At 72.4% G+C, this 15,849-nt stretch carries 16 protein-coding genes; 7 read left to right on the top strand and 9 right to left on the bottom strand.

The annotated features are described in order from the left end of the window. Window positions 1-37 precede the first annotated feature (37 nt). Window positions 38-1,537 carry an SCO1417 family PLP biosynthesis transcription factor gene (locus ACZ7OY_RS21465; protein WP_471912842.1) on the bottom strand — a complete coding sequence of 500 codons (1,500 nt, stop codon included), beginning with the start codon at window positions 1,535-1,537 and terminating at the stop codon, window positions 38-40. Window positions 1,538-1,634: 97 nt separating this feature from the next. On the opposite strand from ACZ7OY_RS21465, the gene yczE reads away from it, so the two are divergent. The 4 genes from yczE (at window position 1,635) to ACZ7OY_RS21485 (ending at window position 5,090) form a co-directional block, all read left to right on the top strand. Next, entirely contained in the window at window positions 1,635-2,288 is a 654-nt protein-coding gene (gene yczE / locus ACZ7OY_RS21470) for a membrane protein YczE (protein ID WP_351618501.1), read from the top strand. Further along, window positions 2,285-3,052 (top strand): glycerophosphodiester phosphodiesterase, encoded by a 768-nt coding sequence (locus tag ACZ7OY_RS21475; RefSeq protein WP_471912843.1) that lies wholly within the window; start codon window positions 2,285-2,287, stop codon window positions 3,050-3,052. The genes yczE and ACZ7OY_RS21475 overlap by 4 nt, the downstream gene beginning before the upstream one ends. Window positions 3,053-3,113: 61 nt before the next feature. Beyond that, window positions 3,114-4,460: an MFS transporter gene (locus ACZ7OY_RS21480; protein WP_471912844.1), complete on the top strand. Its 1,347-nt coding sequence runs from the start codon at window positions 3,114-3,116 to the stop codon at window positions 4,458-4,460. Window positions 4,461-4,715: 255 nt separating this feature from the next. Next, window positions 4,716-5,090 (top strand): RNA polymerase-binding protein RbpA, encoded by a 375-nt coding sequence (locus tag ACZ7OY_RS21485; RefSeq protein ID WP_152894188.1) that lies wholly within the window; start codon window positions 4,716-4,718, stop codon window positions 5,088-5,090. A 108-nt stretch (window positions 5,091-5,198) separates the two neighbouring features. On the opposite strand, the gene fxsA is transcribed toward ACZ7OY_RS21485, so the two are convergent. The 4 genes from fxsA to ACZ7OY_RS21505 all read right to left on the bottom strand — a co-directional run bounded on the left by fxsA (window position 5,199) and on the right by ACZ7OY_RS21505 (window position 9,402). Next, on the bottom strand, window positions 5,199-5,750 hold the full coding sequence (fxsA, locus tag ACZ7OY_RS21490) for an FxsA family membrane protein (protein ID WP_471912845.1): 552 nt from the start codon (window positions 5,748-5,750) through the stop codon (window positions 5,199-5,201). 99 nt (window positions 5,751-5,849) lie between these two features. Continuing rightward, complete coding sequence (locus ACZ7OY_RS21495; protein ID WP_471912846.1) at window positions 5,850-6,659, bottom strand: polyprenol monophosphomannose synthase; 810 nt, start codon at window positions 6,657-6,659, stop codon at window positions 5,850-5,852. A 639-nt stretch (window positions 6,660-7,298) separates the two neighbouring features. Further along, the gene (locus tag ACZ7OY_RS21500; protein ID WP_471912847.1) at window positions 7,299-8,915 is read right to left on the bottom strand and encodes an amidohydrolase; all 1,617 of its coding nucleotides are present in this window, start codon (window positions 8,913-8,915) and stop codon (window positions 7,299-7,301) included. Between the two features lie 46 nt (window positions 8,916-8,961). After that, window positions 8,962-9,402, bottom strand: coding sequence for an Lrp/AsnC family transcriptional regulator (locus ACZ7OY_RS21505; protein ID WP_004002750.1), 441 nt, complete (start codon window positions 9,400-9,402; stop codon window positions 8,962-8,964). A gap of 304 nt (window positions 9,403-9,706) precedes the next feature. Here ACZ7OY_RS21505 and ACZ7OY_RS21510 point away from each other — a divergent pair, with 304 nt between their 5' ends. Further along, entirely contained in the window at window positions 9,707-10,141 is a 435-nt protein-coding gene (locus ACZ7OY_RS21510) for a hypothetical protein (protein ID WP_450666172.1), read from the top strand. A 463-nt stretch (window positions 10,142-10,604) separates the two neighbouring features. Continuing rightward, window positions 10,605-10,853 (top strand): hypothetical protein, encoded by a 249-nt coding sequence (locus ACZ7OY_RS21515; protein WP_471912848.1) that lies wholly within the window; start codon window positions 10,605-10,607, stop codon window positions 10,851-10,853. Here ACZ7OY_RS21515 and ACZ7OY_RS21520 read toward each other — a convergent pair. The 4 genes from ACZ7OY_RS21520 to ACZ7OY_RS21535 all read right to left on the bottom strand — a co-directional run bounded on the left by ACZ7OY_RS21520 (window position 10,816) and on the right by ACZ7OY_RS21535 (window position 14,918). Beyond that, window positions 10,816-11,988, bottom strand: coding sequence for an acyl-CoA dehydrogenase family protein (locus ACZ7OY_RS21520; RefSeq protein WP_471913129.1), 1,173 nt, complete (start codon window positions 11,986-11,988; stop codon window positions 10,816-10,818). The genes ACZ7OY_RS21515 and ACZ7OY_RS21520 overlap by 38 nt on opposite strands. 500 nt (window positions 11,989-12,488) lie before the next feature. Continuing rightward, complete coding sequence (locus ACZ7OY_RS21525) at window positions 12,489-13,151, bottom strand: TetR/AcrR family transcriptional regulator (protein WP_471912849.1); 663 nt, start codon at window positions 13,149-13,151, stop codon at window positions 12,489-12,491. A 66-nt stretch (window positions 13,152-13,217) separates the two neighbouring features. Then, window positions 13,218-13,358 (bottom strand): SCO1431 family membrane protein, encoded by a 141-nt coding sequence (locus tag ACZ7OY_RS21530; protein ID WP_152894181.1) that lies wholly within the window; start codon window positions 13,356-13,358, stop codon window positions 13,218-13,220. Window positions 13,359-13,544: 186 nt separating this feature from the next. Next, on the bottom strand, window positions 13,545-14,918 hold the full coding sequence (locus ACZ7OY_RS21535) for a peptidase C39 family protein (RefSeq protein WP_471912850.1): 1,374 nt from the start codon (window positions 14,916-14,918) through the stop codon (window positions 13,545-13,547). 234 nt (window positions 14,919-15,152) lie between these two features. Between ACZ7OY_RS21535 and ACZ7OY_RS21540 the strand changes: the two genes are divergently transcribed. Further along, complete coding sequence (locus ACZ7OY_RS21540; RefSeq protein ID WP_471912851.1) at window positions 15,153-15,845, top strand: uridine kinase family protein; 693 nt, start codon at window positions 15,153-15,155, stop codon at window positions 15,843-15,845. The last annotated feature ends 4 nt before the right edge of the window (window positions 15,846-15,849 follow it).

Raw genomic sequence — 15,849 nt, forward strand, 5'->3', positions numbered from 1 at the left:
GACCACGGCCGTACGCCCCCCGGCCTGGCCCCTGCCGCTACGCCACGAAGGTGCGAGGCGCCTCCGCCCCCGTGGTCCCGCCGCTCTCCACCAGCCGCGCGGCGGCCGCCAGTCGTGCCGCGGCCTCGTCCGCCACCGAGCCGCCCACGGTGAACGGCAGCCGCACATAGCCCTCGAAGGCCCCGTCCACGCCGAAGCGGGGCCCCGAGGGCACCCGCACCCCGACCCGCTCCCCCGCCTCGGCGAGCCGCGAGCCGGACAGTCCGCCCGCCCGCACCCACAGCGTGAGCCCGCCTCGGGGCACCTCGAACTCCCACGTCGGCAGCTCCCGCCGTACCGCCGCCACGAGCGCGTCGCGGTTGTCCCGGGCCTGGGTGCGCCGCAGCTGCACGGCCTGCTCCCAGCCACCGGTGCTGAACAGCCAGTTCACCGCGAGCTGCTCAAGTACGGGGGTGCCGAGGTCGGCGTACGCGCGGGCGGCGACCAGGCTGCGGATCACGTCCGGCGCCGCCCGGACCCAGCCGATGCGCATGCCCGCCCAGAAGGCCTTGCTGGCCGACCCCACGGTGATCACCGTGGATCCGGCCGGGTCGAAGCCGCACACCGGCCGGGGCATCTCGACGTCGTCGTCCAGCCAGAGTTCGTTCATGGTCTCGTCGCAGACGAGCACGGTGCCCGCCGAGCGCGCCGCCTCCACCAGCCGTCGCCGCTGGTCCTCGGCGGCCAGCGCGCCGGTCGGGTTGTGGAAGTCGGCGACGATGTACGCCATCCGCGGCGCGGCCTCGCGCAGCACCTGCCGCCAGCGCTCCAGGTCCCATCCGGCGAGCCCCTCCGCCATCGCGACGGGCACCAGCCGGGCACCCGCCTCCCGCATCAGCTGGAGGATGTTGGCGTACGACGGCGACTCGACCGCGATGCGCTCGCCACGGCCGGCGAAGAGATGGCAGATCGCGTCGATGGCGCCCATCGCGCCGGTCGTCACCATGATCTGTTCGGGCATGGTCGGGATCCCGCGCGCGGTGTACCGCTCGGCGATCATCGTGCGCAGCGCGGGCAGCCCGGCCGGGTAGTCGCCGTGCGTGTGGGCGTACGGAGGCAGTTCCTCCAGGGCGCCCTGCACCGCCCGGGTCAGCCATGGCTCCGGCGCGGGCAGGGCCGCGCAGCCGAGGTCGATCACCGATCCCAGCGCCTCGGGCGGCAGGGGTTCGAGGCCGCGGGCCGGGAGCGGGTTCCCGGCCGGTACGGCCGTCCAGCTGCCGGCGCCGCGCCGGGACTCCAGGAAACCCTCGGTGCGCAGCGTCTCGAAGGCGGTGGCGACCGTGGTGCGGCTCACGGCCAGGGAGAGGGCCAGCTCGCGTTCGGCGGGCAGCCGGGCGGCGACCGGCACTCTGCCTTCCAGGACCAGCAGCCGGATGCCGTCGGCCAGCGCACGGTAGGCGGGCGGGCGGCGGGTGCCGGGGCCCGCGGGGCGGTCCTGCTGCGACTTGAGCAGCCGGGCGAGCTGAGCGGCCCCCACCGCGGAAGTCCACTGCGTCATTTTTCCAGTCCACCTTCCTCGAATTGGCCATGGTTGACTCTGGTTTCCGAGCCACAGAGTGTCATGCGCCAGGCCACTACCACCACAGGGAGCCCCCGTGTCCGCGTCACAGCCCCTCGCGCGACGGCTGATCCAGCTCTACGCCGGCCTTGTGCTGTACGGCGCGAGCTCCGCTCTGCTGGTGCGGGCGGACCTCGGCCTGGAGCCCTGGAACGTGCTGCACCAGGGGCTCGCCGAGCGCACCGGTCTGACGATCGGTGTGGTGTCGATCGTCGTGGGCGCGGCGGTGCTGCTGCTGTGGATACCGCTGCGGCAGCGCCCCGGCCTCGGCACGGTGTCCAACGTGTTCGTCGTCGGCCTGGCCATGGACGGCACGCTCACGCTGCTCCCCCAGGTCCACGGCCTCGCCGTCCGGGTGGCGCTGCTGCTGGCCGGCGTCCTTCTCAACGGCGTGGCCACCGGTCTCTACATCACCGCGAGCTTCGGAGCGGGCCCGCGCGACGGGCTGATGACGGGACTGCACCGCCGTACGGGCCGCTCGATCCGGCTGATGCGGACGGCCGTCGAGGTGGCGGTCGTCGTCACCGGCTTCTGCCTCGGCGGGACCGTCGGGGTCGGCACCGTGGTGTACGCCGTGTCGATCGGCCCGCTCGCCCAGCTCTTCCTGCGGGTGTTCGCCGCTCCGGCGGCATCCGGCAGCAGTCCGGTGGTTGCCGCCGGGACACCCGGGCGAGCGATACTGCGTCCGTGACCACGCACATACGCCACCCGTACCTCGATCACCCGGGCCCGATCGCCTTCGCCCACCGCGGCGGGGCCGCGGACGGTCTGGAGAACACCGTGGCGCAGTTCAGGCGCGCGGTCGAGGCGGGCTACCGCTACATCGAGACGGACGTGCACGCCACCCGGGACGGCAGGCTCGTCGCCTTCCACGACTCGACGCTGGACCGGGTGACGGACGGCGCGGGCCGGATCGCGGACCTGCGCTGGGAGGACGTGAGCCACGCGCGCGTGGGCGGCAAGGAACCGGTGCCGCTGTTCGAGGAGCTCCTGGAGACGTTCCCCGAGGTGCGCTGGAACGTCGACATCAAGGCGGAGCCCGCGCTGCACCCGCTGCTGAACCTGATCGCCCGGACCGACGCCTGGGACCGGGTCTGCGTCGGCTCCTTCTCCGAGGCCCGCGTCGTGCGCGCGCAGCGGCTGGCCGGGCCCCGGCTGGCGACGTCGTACGGCACCCGCGGGGTGCTCAACCTGCGGCTGCGGTCCTGGGGGGTGCCGGCCGCGCTGCGCGACTCGGCCGTCGCGGCCCAGGTGCCCGAGACCCAGTCGGGCATCCAGGTGGTGGACCGGCGCTTCGTGCGCACCGCCCACGCGCGCGGGCTCCAGGTGCACGTGTGGACGATCAACGAGGCGGATCGGATGCACCGGCTTCTCGACCTGGGAGTCGATGGCATCATGACCGATCACATCGACACGTTGCGCAAGGTCATGGAGGACCGGGGCGTCTGGGTCTGAGCCCGGAAGCACCGGCCCCGCCCTTCGCACACCACCTCCAGCGGGGAAGCGAGGGGCGCGGGTGGGCATCGACACCGTGCGGACCACGACGGCCGACGAGACCGCCGACCGGCGGCGCGAGCAGCGCGGCTGGTATTTCTACGACTGGGCGTGCTCCGTCTACTCGACGAGCGTGCTCACCGTGTTCCTCGGCCCCTATCTGACCTCGGTCGCCAAGGCGGCCGCGGACGCCGACGGATACGTCCATCCGCTGGGTGTGCCGGTGCGCGCGGGCTCGTTCTTCGCCTACTCGGTGTCCCTGTCGGTGATCGTGGCCGTCGTGGTGATGCCGCTGGTCGGGGCCGCCGCCGACCGGACGGGCCGCAAGAAGCCCCTGCTGGGCGCGGCCGCCTATGTGGGGGCCGCGGCGACGACGGGCATGTTCCTCCTCGACGGCGACCGCTATCTGCTCGGCGGCGCCCTGCTGGTCGTCGCGAACGCCGCGCAGTCGGTGGCGATGATGCTCTACAACTCCTACCTGCCGCAGATCGCGCCGCCCGAGGAGCGCGACGCGGTCTCCTCCCGCGGCTGGGCCTTCGGGTACGCGGCCGGGGCCCTGGTCCTGGTGGCGAACCTGGTGCTGTACATGGCCCATGACTCCTTCGGCGTCTCGGAGACCATGGCCGTACGGATCTGCCTGGCGTCGGCGGGTCTGTGGTGGGGCGCGTTCACACTCGTGCCGCTGCGGCGGCTGCGCGACCGGCGCTCGGCGACGCGGGAGGCCACGGCCCCCGGGCTGCGGCAGCTCGTGGCGACCGTGCGGGACATGCGCCGTCACCCGCTGACGCTGGCCTTCCTGCTCGCCTATCTCATCTACAACGACGGCATCCAGACGGTGATCTCGCAGGCCTCGGTGTACGGCTCCGAGGAGCTGGGGCTCGGTCAGTCCACGCTGATCGGGGCCGTGCTGCTGGTCCAGGTGCTGGCGGTGGCGGGCGCGCTGGCGATGGGGCGGCTGGCCCGGACGTACGGGGCCAAACGCACGATCCTCGGCTCGCTGGTGGCGTGGACGGTCACCCTGGGCGCCGGCTACTTCCTGCCGGCCGGCGCGCCGGCCGGTTTCTTCGCCCTGGCGGCCGCGATCGGGCTGGTGCTCGGCGGCAGCCAGGCGCTCTCGCGCTCCCTGTTCTCCCATCTGGTCCCGCCCGGCAAGGAGGCCGAGTACTTCTCGGCGTACGAGATGAGCGACCGGGGCATGAGCTGGTTGGGCCCCCTGCTGTTCGGGATCACCTACCAGCTGACCGGAAGCTACCGGGACGCGATCATCTCGCTGGTGATCTTCTTCGTCGTGGGGTTCGCGCTGCTCGCGCGGGTCCCGGTCCGGCGGGCGATCGGCGACGCGGGCAATCCCGTACCGGCGAAGATTTAGCACTCAGGGCGAAAGGGCGGTAGTGTACGCGTTTGGCCTGCCAGACGTACCGTTACTGCGCGTCAAAGATGCCGAAACGCTGTGTGACATCTGCTAGCAGATGTGACAAACCGGGCGCTGGTGGGTACAACAAGGGGCGGCTACGACGGCGACGCATGACCCGGAACGGGAATCTTTACCGCCGACCGGACGTTGACCGGATGACGACGACAGCGACACCTGTCCTGTGGGCGACAAGCCCGGGAGGCACGATTCATGAGTGAGCGAGCTCTTCGCGGCACGCGCCTCGTGGTGACCAGCTACGAGACGGACCGCGGCATCGACCTGGCCCCGCGCCAGGCCGTGGAGTACGCATGCGAGAAGGGACATCGCTTCGAGATGCCCTTCTCGGTCGAGGCGGAGATCCCGCCGGAGTGGGAGTGCAAGGTCTGCGGGGCCACGTCACTCCTGGTGGACGGCGACGGCCCTGAGGAGAAGAAGGCCAAGCCCGCGCGTACCCACTGGGACATGCTGATGGAGCGGCGCACCCGCGAGGAGCTCGAAGAGGTCCTCGAGGAGCGTCTGGCAGTTCTGCGGTCCGGGGCGATGAACCTGGCGGTCCATCCCCGCGACAGCCGCAAGTCCGCCTGATCCCCGCGGGATCCGAGCGGCATACAGCGCACCACGTACAAGACCGCGGGCGCCGTACCGGATTTCCGGTACGGCGCCCGCGGTCTTGTACGTCTGCGGCCGGCCCGTTCACCGCGTCAGCGGCGGGCGCGGTCCCGGGGGCGTCTCGCTCGGCCGGTCCCTGACGACCTCGCCCTGGACGACCTTGCCGTCGGGGCGGTGGATCCTGGCCTGCTGGAAGGCGTCGCCGAAGGTGCCGGGGGCGGAGCGGCGCAGGGTGCGGTGGAAGGAGCGCTCCGCGTAACGGGCCAGGACCTTCTGGACCGGCGGGATCAGCAGGAGCAGGCCCAGGGCGTCCGAGATCAGGCCGGGGATCATCAGCAGCAGCCCGCCGAGCATGAGCAGGCCGTTGCCGCCGCCCTTCGACGGGGAGCCGCCGCCCTGGAGCGCCTCGTTCAGGTTGCGGAAGGCGCGTCGGCCGGCCCGCTTGACGACCACCGCGCCCAGCACGAACCCGGCCACCAGCAGCAGGAACACCGTGAAGCCGCTCGTCGCTCCCGCGACCACGGTCAGCAGCCAGATCTCCAGCACCACCCACGCCGCCACGCCCAGGGGCAGGAAGGTCCGCAGCCGGGAACGCGGGGGTCGGGTGGAGGAGGGGGTCGGAACGCCTGTCGTCATGCATCCAGTGTGCCCGGACCGGGCTCAGTGCCGGATAAGGGGCTGATCAAGGGTGCCCGTGCGACCGTCGGGCACCCTGTGACCACGTGCTGCGTACGACTACCGCTTCGGCGGCTTCGTGGCTCCGCCCCGGCTCGTGAGCTTGCCGACCCGCTCCCCCACGCCCCACGCCGTGACCCGCCACAGCGCCTCGACGAGGATGTCCTTGCTCATCTTGGAGTCGCCGAGCTCGCGCTCCACGAAGGTGATGGGGACCTCGACCACGTGGTAGTCCGCCTTGACGGCACGCCGGGCCAGGTCGACCTGGAAGCAGTAGCCCTGGGAGGAGACCTCGTCGAGCCCGAGGCCCTCGAGGGTCTCGCGGCGGAAGGCGCGGTAGCCGCCGGTGATGTCGCGCAGCGGCAGGTCGAGGGCGATGCGCGAGTAGAGGCTGCCGCCCCGGGAGATGAACTCGCGGGACCTGGGCCAGTTCACCACCCGGCCGCCCGGCACCCAGCGGGAGCCGAGGACGAGGTCCGCGCCCTTGAGCGCGGTCAGCAGCCGGGGCAGCTCCTCGGGCTGGTGGGAGCCGTCGGCGTCCATCTCGATCAGGACGCCGTAGTCGTGCTCCAGACCCCAGCGGAAGCCCGCGAGGTAGGCGGCACCGAGGCCCTCCTTGCCCTTGCGGTGCAGCACATGGACCTGTCCGTCCTCGGCCGCCAGCTCGTCCGCGAGCTTGCCGGTGCCGTCGGGGCTGTTGTCGTCGGCCACGAGCACGTGTGCCTCGGGAACCGCCTTGCGCACCCGGCCGACGATCGTCTTGATGTTCTCCGCCTCGTTGTAGGTGGGGATGATCACCAAGGCCGTGCCGAGCGGGCCGAACTGCCTGCCCCGGGCCTGTCCCGCAAGGGTCCCGTCGCCGTCGTTCACTGCTGCCCCTTCATTTCCGTACGCAGAGGTCCACCATAGTGGCCACCGCCTGCGCTGACGTGACAGCACCGACCTATGGCGGTGTCGATTCGACAAGAGCGGGGTAAGAACATACTTTTCGCCCGTGATCGGCCCGATCGGTGACCGGCGACGGCGGCCGCGGAGCAGCGGCCCGGGAGCAGCGGCGGTCGGGGGCGGCGACGGCCGGAAGACGGCCTGCGGATCGCCGACCGGGTACGGCGGATGGGGGCCCGGCGCTCTTCGGGCCGACCTGGGGCCCGCTGGCTGCGGGTCGACCGAAAGCCGTTGTCTACTGAGCGCCCGGGCCCCATCCCGGTCACACCTTGCCGACCGGCCGGAACGTTCCCTCGTCGGCGCGGACGCTGAGCCTGGCTCCCAGTGGAGGTGCCCCGGTACGGCACACCGTCCCTGACCCAGCAGCGCTGCGACGAGTGCGCGGACGTTCCCCGGTTCGGGCGTCCGGTGGTGGACTCCGCCGAACCTACCGGCCCCCTGCCGTGACCTGTCAACAGCCGTCCGACCTGCTGGTTCTCCACAAACGTGCTGGTCAGCGCCGCGGATACACAGGTTTCGCGACAATCGGCGGCAGGTGGGCGGCCGCCCGCCTGCCGCGCCGGATCACTCGCCCGGCCGTACGAAGACCGTCCGTCCGCCCACCACCGTGCGCAGGCAGACGGGAAGGTCGGCGCCGGGGGTGAGGTCGGGCAGGCCGGGGGTGCCGGAGCGGGGGTCGGTGGACCAGCGCGCGACCCGGTCGTCCGGGGCCTGGACGACCAGGGCGTCGGTGCGCCACACGGCGTAGTCCGCGGGCGCGCCCGGCACCAGGATGCCCGCGTCGTCGCGTCCGATCGCGCGCCAGCCGCCACGCGTATGCGCCGTGAACGCGGCACGGACGGAGACGCGGTGCTCGGGCGTGCGGTGGAAGGCGGCGGCCCGGACCGTGCCCCAGGGGTCGAGGGGCGTGACCGGGGAGTCGGAGCCGAAGGCCAGCGGCACACCGGCCCGCAGCAGCGCCGCGAAGGGGTTCAGCGTCCGGGCCCGCTCGGCGCCCAGCCGGTCGGCGTACATGCCGTCCTCGCCGCCCCACAGCGCGTCGAAGGCGGGCTGGACGGAGGCGGTCAGCCCCAGCTCGGCGAAGGCCGCGACGGTCTCCGGGGTGAGCATCTCGGCGTGTTCGACCCGGTGCCTGGCAGCCCGTACGCGGGCGAGGCCGACCTTCTCGGCGGCCGCGCGCACGCCTTCCACCACCGCGGTCACGGCGGCGTCGCCGATCGCGTGGAAGCCCGCCTGCAGGCCCGTCTCGGTGCAGGCGGCGACGTGGGCGGCGACCGCGTCGGCGTCGAGGTAGGCGGTGCCGGTGTGGTCGGCGTCGGTGTAGGGCCGGTGCAGGCAGGCGGTGTGGGAGCCGAGGGCGCCGTCGACGAACAGGTCCCCGGCGGCGCCGAGGGCGCCCAGCTCACGCGCCTTGTCGAGGTCCCGGTCGGCCCAGTAGCCGACGACCCGCGGCCCCGGCTCCTGGGCGGCGAGCCGCAGCAGGCCGGTGAAGTCGTCCTCGGAGGAGATCTCGGGGCCGCCGCACTCGTGGACGGACCCGATGCCCAGGGAGGCCGCGTGGGCGAGGGCGGCGCGCTGGGCGTCGGTGCGCTGCGCCGGCGTCACAGCCGCGAACGCGGCGGCGCGCACGGCGTGGTGGGCCGCGCGGGTGAGGGGCTCCCGGTCCGCGAAGCCGGGCTCCGTGCGCGCGTGCGGCGCCAGGTCGAGCAGGGCGGTGGTGACGGCGGCCGAGTGGACGTCGATCCGGCTGAGGTAGAGCGGCCGGCCACCCGCGGCCTCGTCCAGCTCGTCCCGCCGGGGAGCCCGTCGTTCGGGCCAGCGTGCGGCGTCCCAGCCGTGGCCGAGCAGCACCCGGTCGTCCGGACGGCGGGCGGCGAAGTCCCGCACCAGGTCGAGCGCCGCCGCCAGGGAGGGCGCGGACGACAGGTCCAGGCCGGTCAGCGCGAGGCCGGTGGCGGTGCTGTGCACATGGGCGTCGGTGAAGGCCGGGGTGACCAGGGCGCCGTCCAGGTCGACCACCTCGTCGACACCGTCGGCGAAGGCGTCGGCGGCACCCTCGGAACCGACCCAGGCGACCTGGCCGCGCTCGACGACCATCGCGGTCGCGAACGGGTCGGCAGGGCTGTGGACCTCTCCGCGGCGGAGCAGGACGGTCTTCGGTTCGGCGGTGCGCTCACTCATGGGAACAGTCTCGCGCCTCGCCGCGGTCGCGCTGCACGCAGGTGGGTCAGATGCGCGGCGGCCGGGCCTCGTAGGGCGTCGAGAGCACCACGGTGGTCCGGGTGGACACGCCCGCCAGCGAGCGCAGCCGGGCCAGCAGCTCCTCCAGTTCGTGCGGGGTCGCCACCCGCACCTTGAGGATGTAGTTCTCGTCGCCCGCGACGCTGTGGCAGGCCTCGATCTCGGGGACCCCGGCGAGGCGGTCGGCGATGTCGTCGGGGGCGCTGGGGTCGAAGGGTTTCACCGAGATGAAGGCGGTCATGGGCAGTCCGACGGCCTCGGGGTCGACCACGGCCGCGTAGCCGCGGATCACACCGCGCTGTTCCAGCCGGCGCACCCGCTGGTGCACGGCGGACGTGGACAGGCCGGTGGCCTTGCCGAGGTCCGTGTAGCTCATCCGCCCGTCCTTGACGAGCAGCTGCACGATCTGACGGTCGAGCTCCTCCATGTCGCAAGAACCTACAGGGCGCTTGATCTCCTCCGATACCCGAGCAGCCCAGGTCATGCCCGGTTCGTGATGTGAAGGGGCACCGCCGGGGCGTCGGACGGCGACGCCCGGCGGGGGACGGATCCCGCGCGCGGGGCGCCCGCCGTCCTCCGCACCGGGCATCTGCGAGCGGCATGTGACGAACACCACAGCACCCGGACCGTCTCCGAGCTGGTCTCGCGATTACCGCCGAGACCGGACGGGAAGTGCTTGCTGTGGTCGAGGCCGCAGTGCCTTCACGGCCCAGCCCGAGGGGGAGAATCCCATGCAGAGTCTTAAGCGCCCTGGTCGTACGTTTGCCAAGCGGCAGCAGCCGGTGGTCGAGCCCGCGCCGGAGGGCGTCGAACCCGACGACTTCGACGGCGACGAGTTCGACGCGTACGACACCTTCGAGATGTTCCGGGTGATCTGCCCGGACTGCGCGCAGCCCATCGCCCTGCTGGCGGACGAGGAGTTCCTGCCGGAGCACGCGCTGTGCGCCTCGCCGTGGAACCCCTTCGGGCTCACGGTGTGCGCCGGTACGGGCCGGGAGGCCTCCGCGGCGCAGCCCGCGGACGAGTCCATCGAGCCCCAGGAGCAGGACACCGCACTGCTGTTGACGCTGCCCCAGGGACTCGACTGGCGCACGCAGCCCTTCTCGCACGTCGGCGGCCCGGGCTCGCGCCCGATGCGCGTGCCGGTGATGCGCCGCGCCGCCTGAGGCGCCTCGCACCGTCCTCGTAGCCGCCCTGCACCATGGCCCGCAGGCTGCCGTGGTGCAGGTTCGGCATGTCCGGACGCACCGGACGCGCCGGACGCACCGGGACGGCGATCTCCCGAAGTGCGCCGGGCGGTACGGACAGCGGGCTGGCCGGGACCCCGGCCGAGGTGCGACCGAAGTCCGGCCGAAGTCCGGCTCGCACGGGGCGAGCGGGCGCGCCGAGCGGCTCCGCGCGATCGGCGGCCACGCCGTACCGCCCCTGGAAGCATCACGGCCGACTCCGGAAACACCACAGCCGACGCTGGAAGCAGCACAGTTGACGCTGGAAGCAGCACAGTTGACGGCGCGTCAGATGCGTCGGGACAGGTGTGCGCACAACACCCCGGCCGCAGGGGCACAGAGCGAACTCACGGTCGATTGCGCGGGAAAGTGACCTGGCCGCCCGCCGTCGCGTTGCCCTGGTATGACCATTGCCCAGTCGCTGCCCGCAGTCACGCGCCGCGTGTTCGTCCCGGCGCCCGCGGAATCGGTTCCGCTGCCTCCTCCGCAGCCCCAGGACCCGCCCATCTACCGCGCGTTGATGCGCGCCTGGGCGGACCGGGGCCGGACGCTGCCGGGCCGCCACGACCCGGAGTGGGTCAGGCTGGCGGCCCCGCAGGTGCGGCCGGGTCAGTTCAGCGGGTCTCCGGACCCGCGAGGTGACGGGCGATGACCATGCGCTGGATCTGGTTGGTGCCCTCGACGATCTGGAGGACCTTGGCCTCGCGCAGGTAGCGCTCGGCCGGGAAGTCCGCGGTGTAGCCGTATCCGCCGAGGACCTGGACGGCGTCGACGGTGACCTTCATCGCGGTGTCGGTGCAGTGCAGCTTGGCCATCGCCGCCTGCTTCGCGAACGGCCGTCCGGCGTCCCGCAGCCGCGCCGCCGACAGGTACAGGGCCCGGCCCGCCTCGATCTGCGTGGCCATGTCGGCCAGCATGAAGCGCAGCCCCTGGAAGTCGGCGATCGGCCGCCCGAACTGCTGCCGTCCGGTGGCGTACTCGACCGCCGCGTCGAGCGCGGCCTGGGCCACGCCTATCGCGCAGGCCGCGATGCCGAGCCGGCCGGAGTCGAGCGCGGACAGGGCGATGGCGAAGCCCTGGCCCTCCTCGCCGATGCGCCGGGAGTCGGGGACCCGCACACCGTCGAAGTTGACCTGCGCGGTGGGCGAGCCCTTCATGCCCATCTTCTTCTCGGGCGCCGCGGCGCTCAGTCCCTCGGCGTCGGCCGGCACCAGGAACGCGGTGATCCCGCGCGGACCGTCGGCGCCGGTGCGGGCCATGACCGTGTAGAAGTCGGCGATCCCGCCATGGGTGATCCACGCCTTGGTGCCGGTGATCACCCAGTCGTCGCCGTCCCGCACCGCCTTGGTACGCAGGGACGCGGCGTCCGAGCCGGACGACGGCTCGGAGAGGCAGTAGGCGCCCAGCAGACCGCCGCCGAGCATCGCGGGGAGGTGTTCGACCTGCTGCTGCTTGGTGCCGTAGGCCGCGACGGCGTAGGAGGCCAGGGTGTGGACACTGACCCCGAGACCGACGGTCAGCCGGGCCGCGCTGAGCTCCTCCAGGACCTGGAGGTAGACCTCGTAGGGCTGCTCGCCGCCGCCGTACTCGCTGTCGTAGGGCAGACCGAGCAGTCCCGATTCGGAGAGCAGGGTGAAGACCTCGCGGGGGAAGCGTCCGGCGTCCTCCTCCTCGGCCGCCTTCGGTGCGATCTCGCGCTGCGCGATGTCGCGGACGAGCGAGATCAGATCCCGGGCCTCGTCCGTGGGCAGTTGCCGTTCCACCGGCTGCGGGGCGCGCTCCAGCATGGCGACGCTCTCCTCCCTGTCGGGCACATCGGCGGATGTACGCCTTGGGTGTGGGCGGCTCCGCCAGGTCTTTCTCGGTACCGCCGCCGCGCCTGCTTCCGGGTCGCGGAAGCGGCTGACCAGCGGCTGTGCGCTGTGAGTATGCCCGATCCGAGACACCCAGTCACCAGTTAACGACCGCTTACTTCAAGAAGTTCCATCCATGGTCATCCGCACCCGGACACGCCGGATCCGGTCCGGACCATTGACCTCACCGGTCTAGTCCATTTAGGCTGAGCCACGGGCGCGTTCGTCGTGTCCATGCCGAACGGCGCACACCTCTTTCCCCACGAGGGGACGAGACACCGGACGCGGGGCGCGGAACCCGGAACGTACGGCCGGGCACGCGGCCCCGACGCCTCTCAGCGCATCACGAAGACCGGTCCGCCGCATCACGAGCGGCCCCGGCCGGGCCACGGACCGCTGCCTTCGACCCCCGATGGGTCGGCCGTGCGGCCCGTTCAGCCGTCCCGGCGGGCGGGCGTTGGGGCCGGATAGGCGGGGTCGAGCTCCTCGATGGCCCGCAGGGTGCCCCCGAGCGACTTGACCAGCAGCTCGCCCATGGTCGCGCGGGACAGTTCGAGGCGGTCGATCCAGTCGAGGGCGGCGCCCTCCACGCTGCACACCCAGGCGATCAGGCCCATCCGCGCCAGCGGCGCGATGTCCGTGCGCCCGTACGCCCCGTCGGCGATGGTCGCCACGATCGCCTCGCGCACGCCGTCCCGGATGGCGTGCACCTCGGTGTCGAAGCCGACGCCACCGCTGACGATCGTGCGGTACGCGGCCTGGTTGTGCTCGGCGTAGCGCAGATAGCTGTCGATGGTCCGGTGGACCCGGTCGACCTGGCCCAGTTCGACCCCACCCGCCGCGTAGGAGACCAGGTCGGCGACGGAGTCCTGGATGATCGCCAGGTAGTAGCCGCGCTTGGACTGGAAGTAGTAGTAGATCAACCCCTTGGCGACATGCGCCTGCCGGGCGATGTCGTCCATCGAGAGCGCGTCGTAGGACGTGTCGGCGAACAGTCTGCGCCCGATGGCGATGAGTTCGGCGCGGCGTGCGAGTGAGCGCTCGGTGCCGCGCGCCCGCGGCCGGACGGCCGCGTCACGCTGTTGACTGATATTCAATTTCGACCCTGGTCTCCTACGGGCGGCGGAACATCCGCAGTATGTCAGGTTCGGGTATGTCTCAGGTCACAGCAGTCCGAGCTGAGTGACAAGCATCGCGATCACCACGACGAGGGTCCAGCCCAGCGCGTGTTCGAGGATTTTCGGGCCGTCTTCACGGGGGCCGCCGGTGCGGGCGCGGACGGCGGTGGCTGACTGTGCGGTCATGTCTTCTCACTGCGCTCGGAGGTACGGGACGAACTCCCCCACACCGGCCCATGCCGCTCCCCGGCCGGTCCGTCCACCTTGCCACCGTTCACGGCCTTTGCGGCGGAGAGTTCCGTCACAGCACCGACGGCCCCCGGGTCGGCGGGGGCCGTCGAGTGCGAGGTCGGAGGCCGGCAGGCCCCGGATTCAGTGGACGCCGACCGCCGCCAGGGCATCGCGCTGGCGCGGGGTCGGATGCGCCGGGAAGTAGAGATAGCAGACCCCGCCGGTGCCCGAGGCGACCTTGCCCGAGGCGTTGTAGCGCTTGGTCCGCAGCCAGATGGTCTCGAACTCCGACCGCTTGTACACGCGCCGGACCGCCGCGTCGTCCGCCGAGGCCGGGTCGTTGGCGATCACGTCGCCGGCCGCGGTGAAGCCGATCACCGTCATGAGATGTCCGGCGGTGCCGTAGCCGGCCCCGGTCAGCTCGGTCTTCAGGAACGACTGCGACGTGATGGCCGGGATGCCCGCCGCGATCAGCGTCTCCAGGTCGACCAGGGAACCGAGCCGGGTGACGACGCCCTGGAGGTCCTTGAAGGTGGCCGCGTAGGCGGCGTTGAACGGCCAGTTGCCGCAGCCGGTGTACTGGTAGTCGTAGGTGCTGCGGGCCGCATGGCACACCTGCGGGTCGGCGTAGGAGGGGTCGACCCAGGCCAGCTGCTCCGGCGTGAGCCGGTGGCCCCAGTACTCGATGATCATCTGCGAGGAGGTGGGACTGCACCAGGCCTCGCCGCCGTTGTCGTACTGGGGGTACTGACCCTTGTGGATCTCCTGCGAGTAGCGCGGGACGGCCAGCTCCCCGGCGTGCACGGGCGTGGACGTGGGGACGGTGAAACGGTCGGGGACGTCGGAGCCCATCGCACCGAGCCGCCAGACCTTCGGGGTGAGCTTGGTGCCGGGCTTGCGGTACAGGGTCAGCCGCAGCCGGTACGAGACCAGGCGCAGGCCCGACGCCGAGTCGTCGATCGAGAAGGTGTCCGTCCAGACGGTGCTCTTGCCGTCGCTCTGGCCGTCGACCGAGGTGCGCTTGATGTCCTGGTCGCCGGCTGCCCAGCGGCCCATCACGTACCAGGGGGTGTCGGTGCCGTCGGTGTACGTGCCCCGGAGTTCGATCTGGAGCCAGGTACCGGCCGGGGTGCGGGCGTTCCACGAGGCGATGACCTCGGTGGCGGGGACGGCGAGCCGGTGGACCGGGGAGGTCCAGGTCCCGTACTCCCAGGCCGCGGTGGTCCCGGTGTGCGGGTCCGTGTAGGCGAAGGTGCCGGCCGGGGTGCCCATCTCCAGACCGGGCCGGGCGCCCGCGACGGGCCGGGTGCCGCGGGCGGCGCCCTCGCGCCACTGGCTGTACGTGGTCCAGGAGTGGTAGCCGACCGGGCGCGCCGAGGGTCCTCCCCCGGCGGCGACGGGTGCGGGTGCGGGTGCGGAGTCGGCGGCGGTGGCCGGTCCCGCACCGCCCGCCACGGCGGCGGCGACCGCTGCGGCCAGAACGGTTCTCCGGGACGGCTGTTCGGCTCTGCTCATAGGCGGAAGGCTCCCAGGTGTCCGAGTCGGGGCGGGTCCCATGCACGGTGTGGGCCCACTATGACCGCAGGCGACATGCTCCTGCCAGCATTTCGGGCCATGCCACGCCCACCAATATTGGTCTCAACCACTGGCATGACCTGCGACGGATAGGACGCACGAGCGAGACGAGCACACCGGCACGACCGGGCCGGCCATAGACTTCACCGGACCCCACGACCGCAGGCGCACCTCATGCTCCCCCCGAACCCCACACCGCGCACCCCGAGCCCCGCACGCCCCCACCTCCGCACCCCAGGAACGGCCATCCAGCACCTCGCCTCCCGGCTCCGCCGCCTCCCCCCGTCCTGCGGCCCGGTCCGCCTGATCGGGGTCGACGGGCACGCCGGCTCCGGGAAGTCCACGTTCGCCGGGCGGCTGGCCCACGCCCTCGGCGACGCGCCGGTACTCCACCTCGACGACATCGCCAGCCACGACGAGCTGTTCGAGTGGACCGGGCGGCTGGGCAGCCAGGTGATCGAGCCGCTCGGCCGGGGCGAGCAGGCGCAGTACACGCCCTACGACTGGCACACCCGGCGCTTCCGGGCGCCCCGCCCCCTGCCGGCGGCCCCGGTGATCCTCGTCGAGGGCGTCGGCGCGGGCCGCCGCGCGCTGCGCCCGCACCTGGCCCGGCTGCTGTGGATGGAGCTGCCCGAGGAGGAGTCCTGGGCGCGCGGCCGGTCGCGGGACGGCGAGGAGCAGCGGGACTTCTGGGACGGGTGGGTCGTGGCGGAGCGACGGCACTTCGCCGACGACCCTTCCCGGCCGTTCGCGAACCTTCTGGTGCGGCAGGAACAGCAGGGGTACGAGGTGCTGCCGGGGCCTGCCGAGACGCGGGGACCGAACCGGAGAAGCACGCACAGTGACGGACCATCGGCAGTGTGCTGAACCC

Source organism: Streptomyces sp. NPDC107559, from assembly GCF_055657365.1.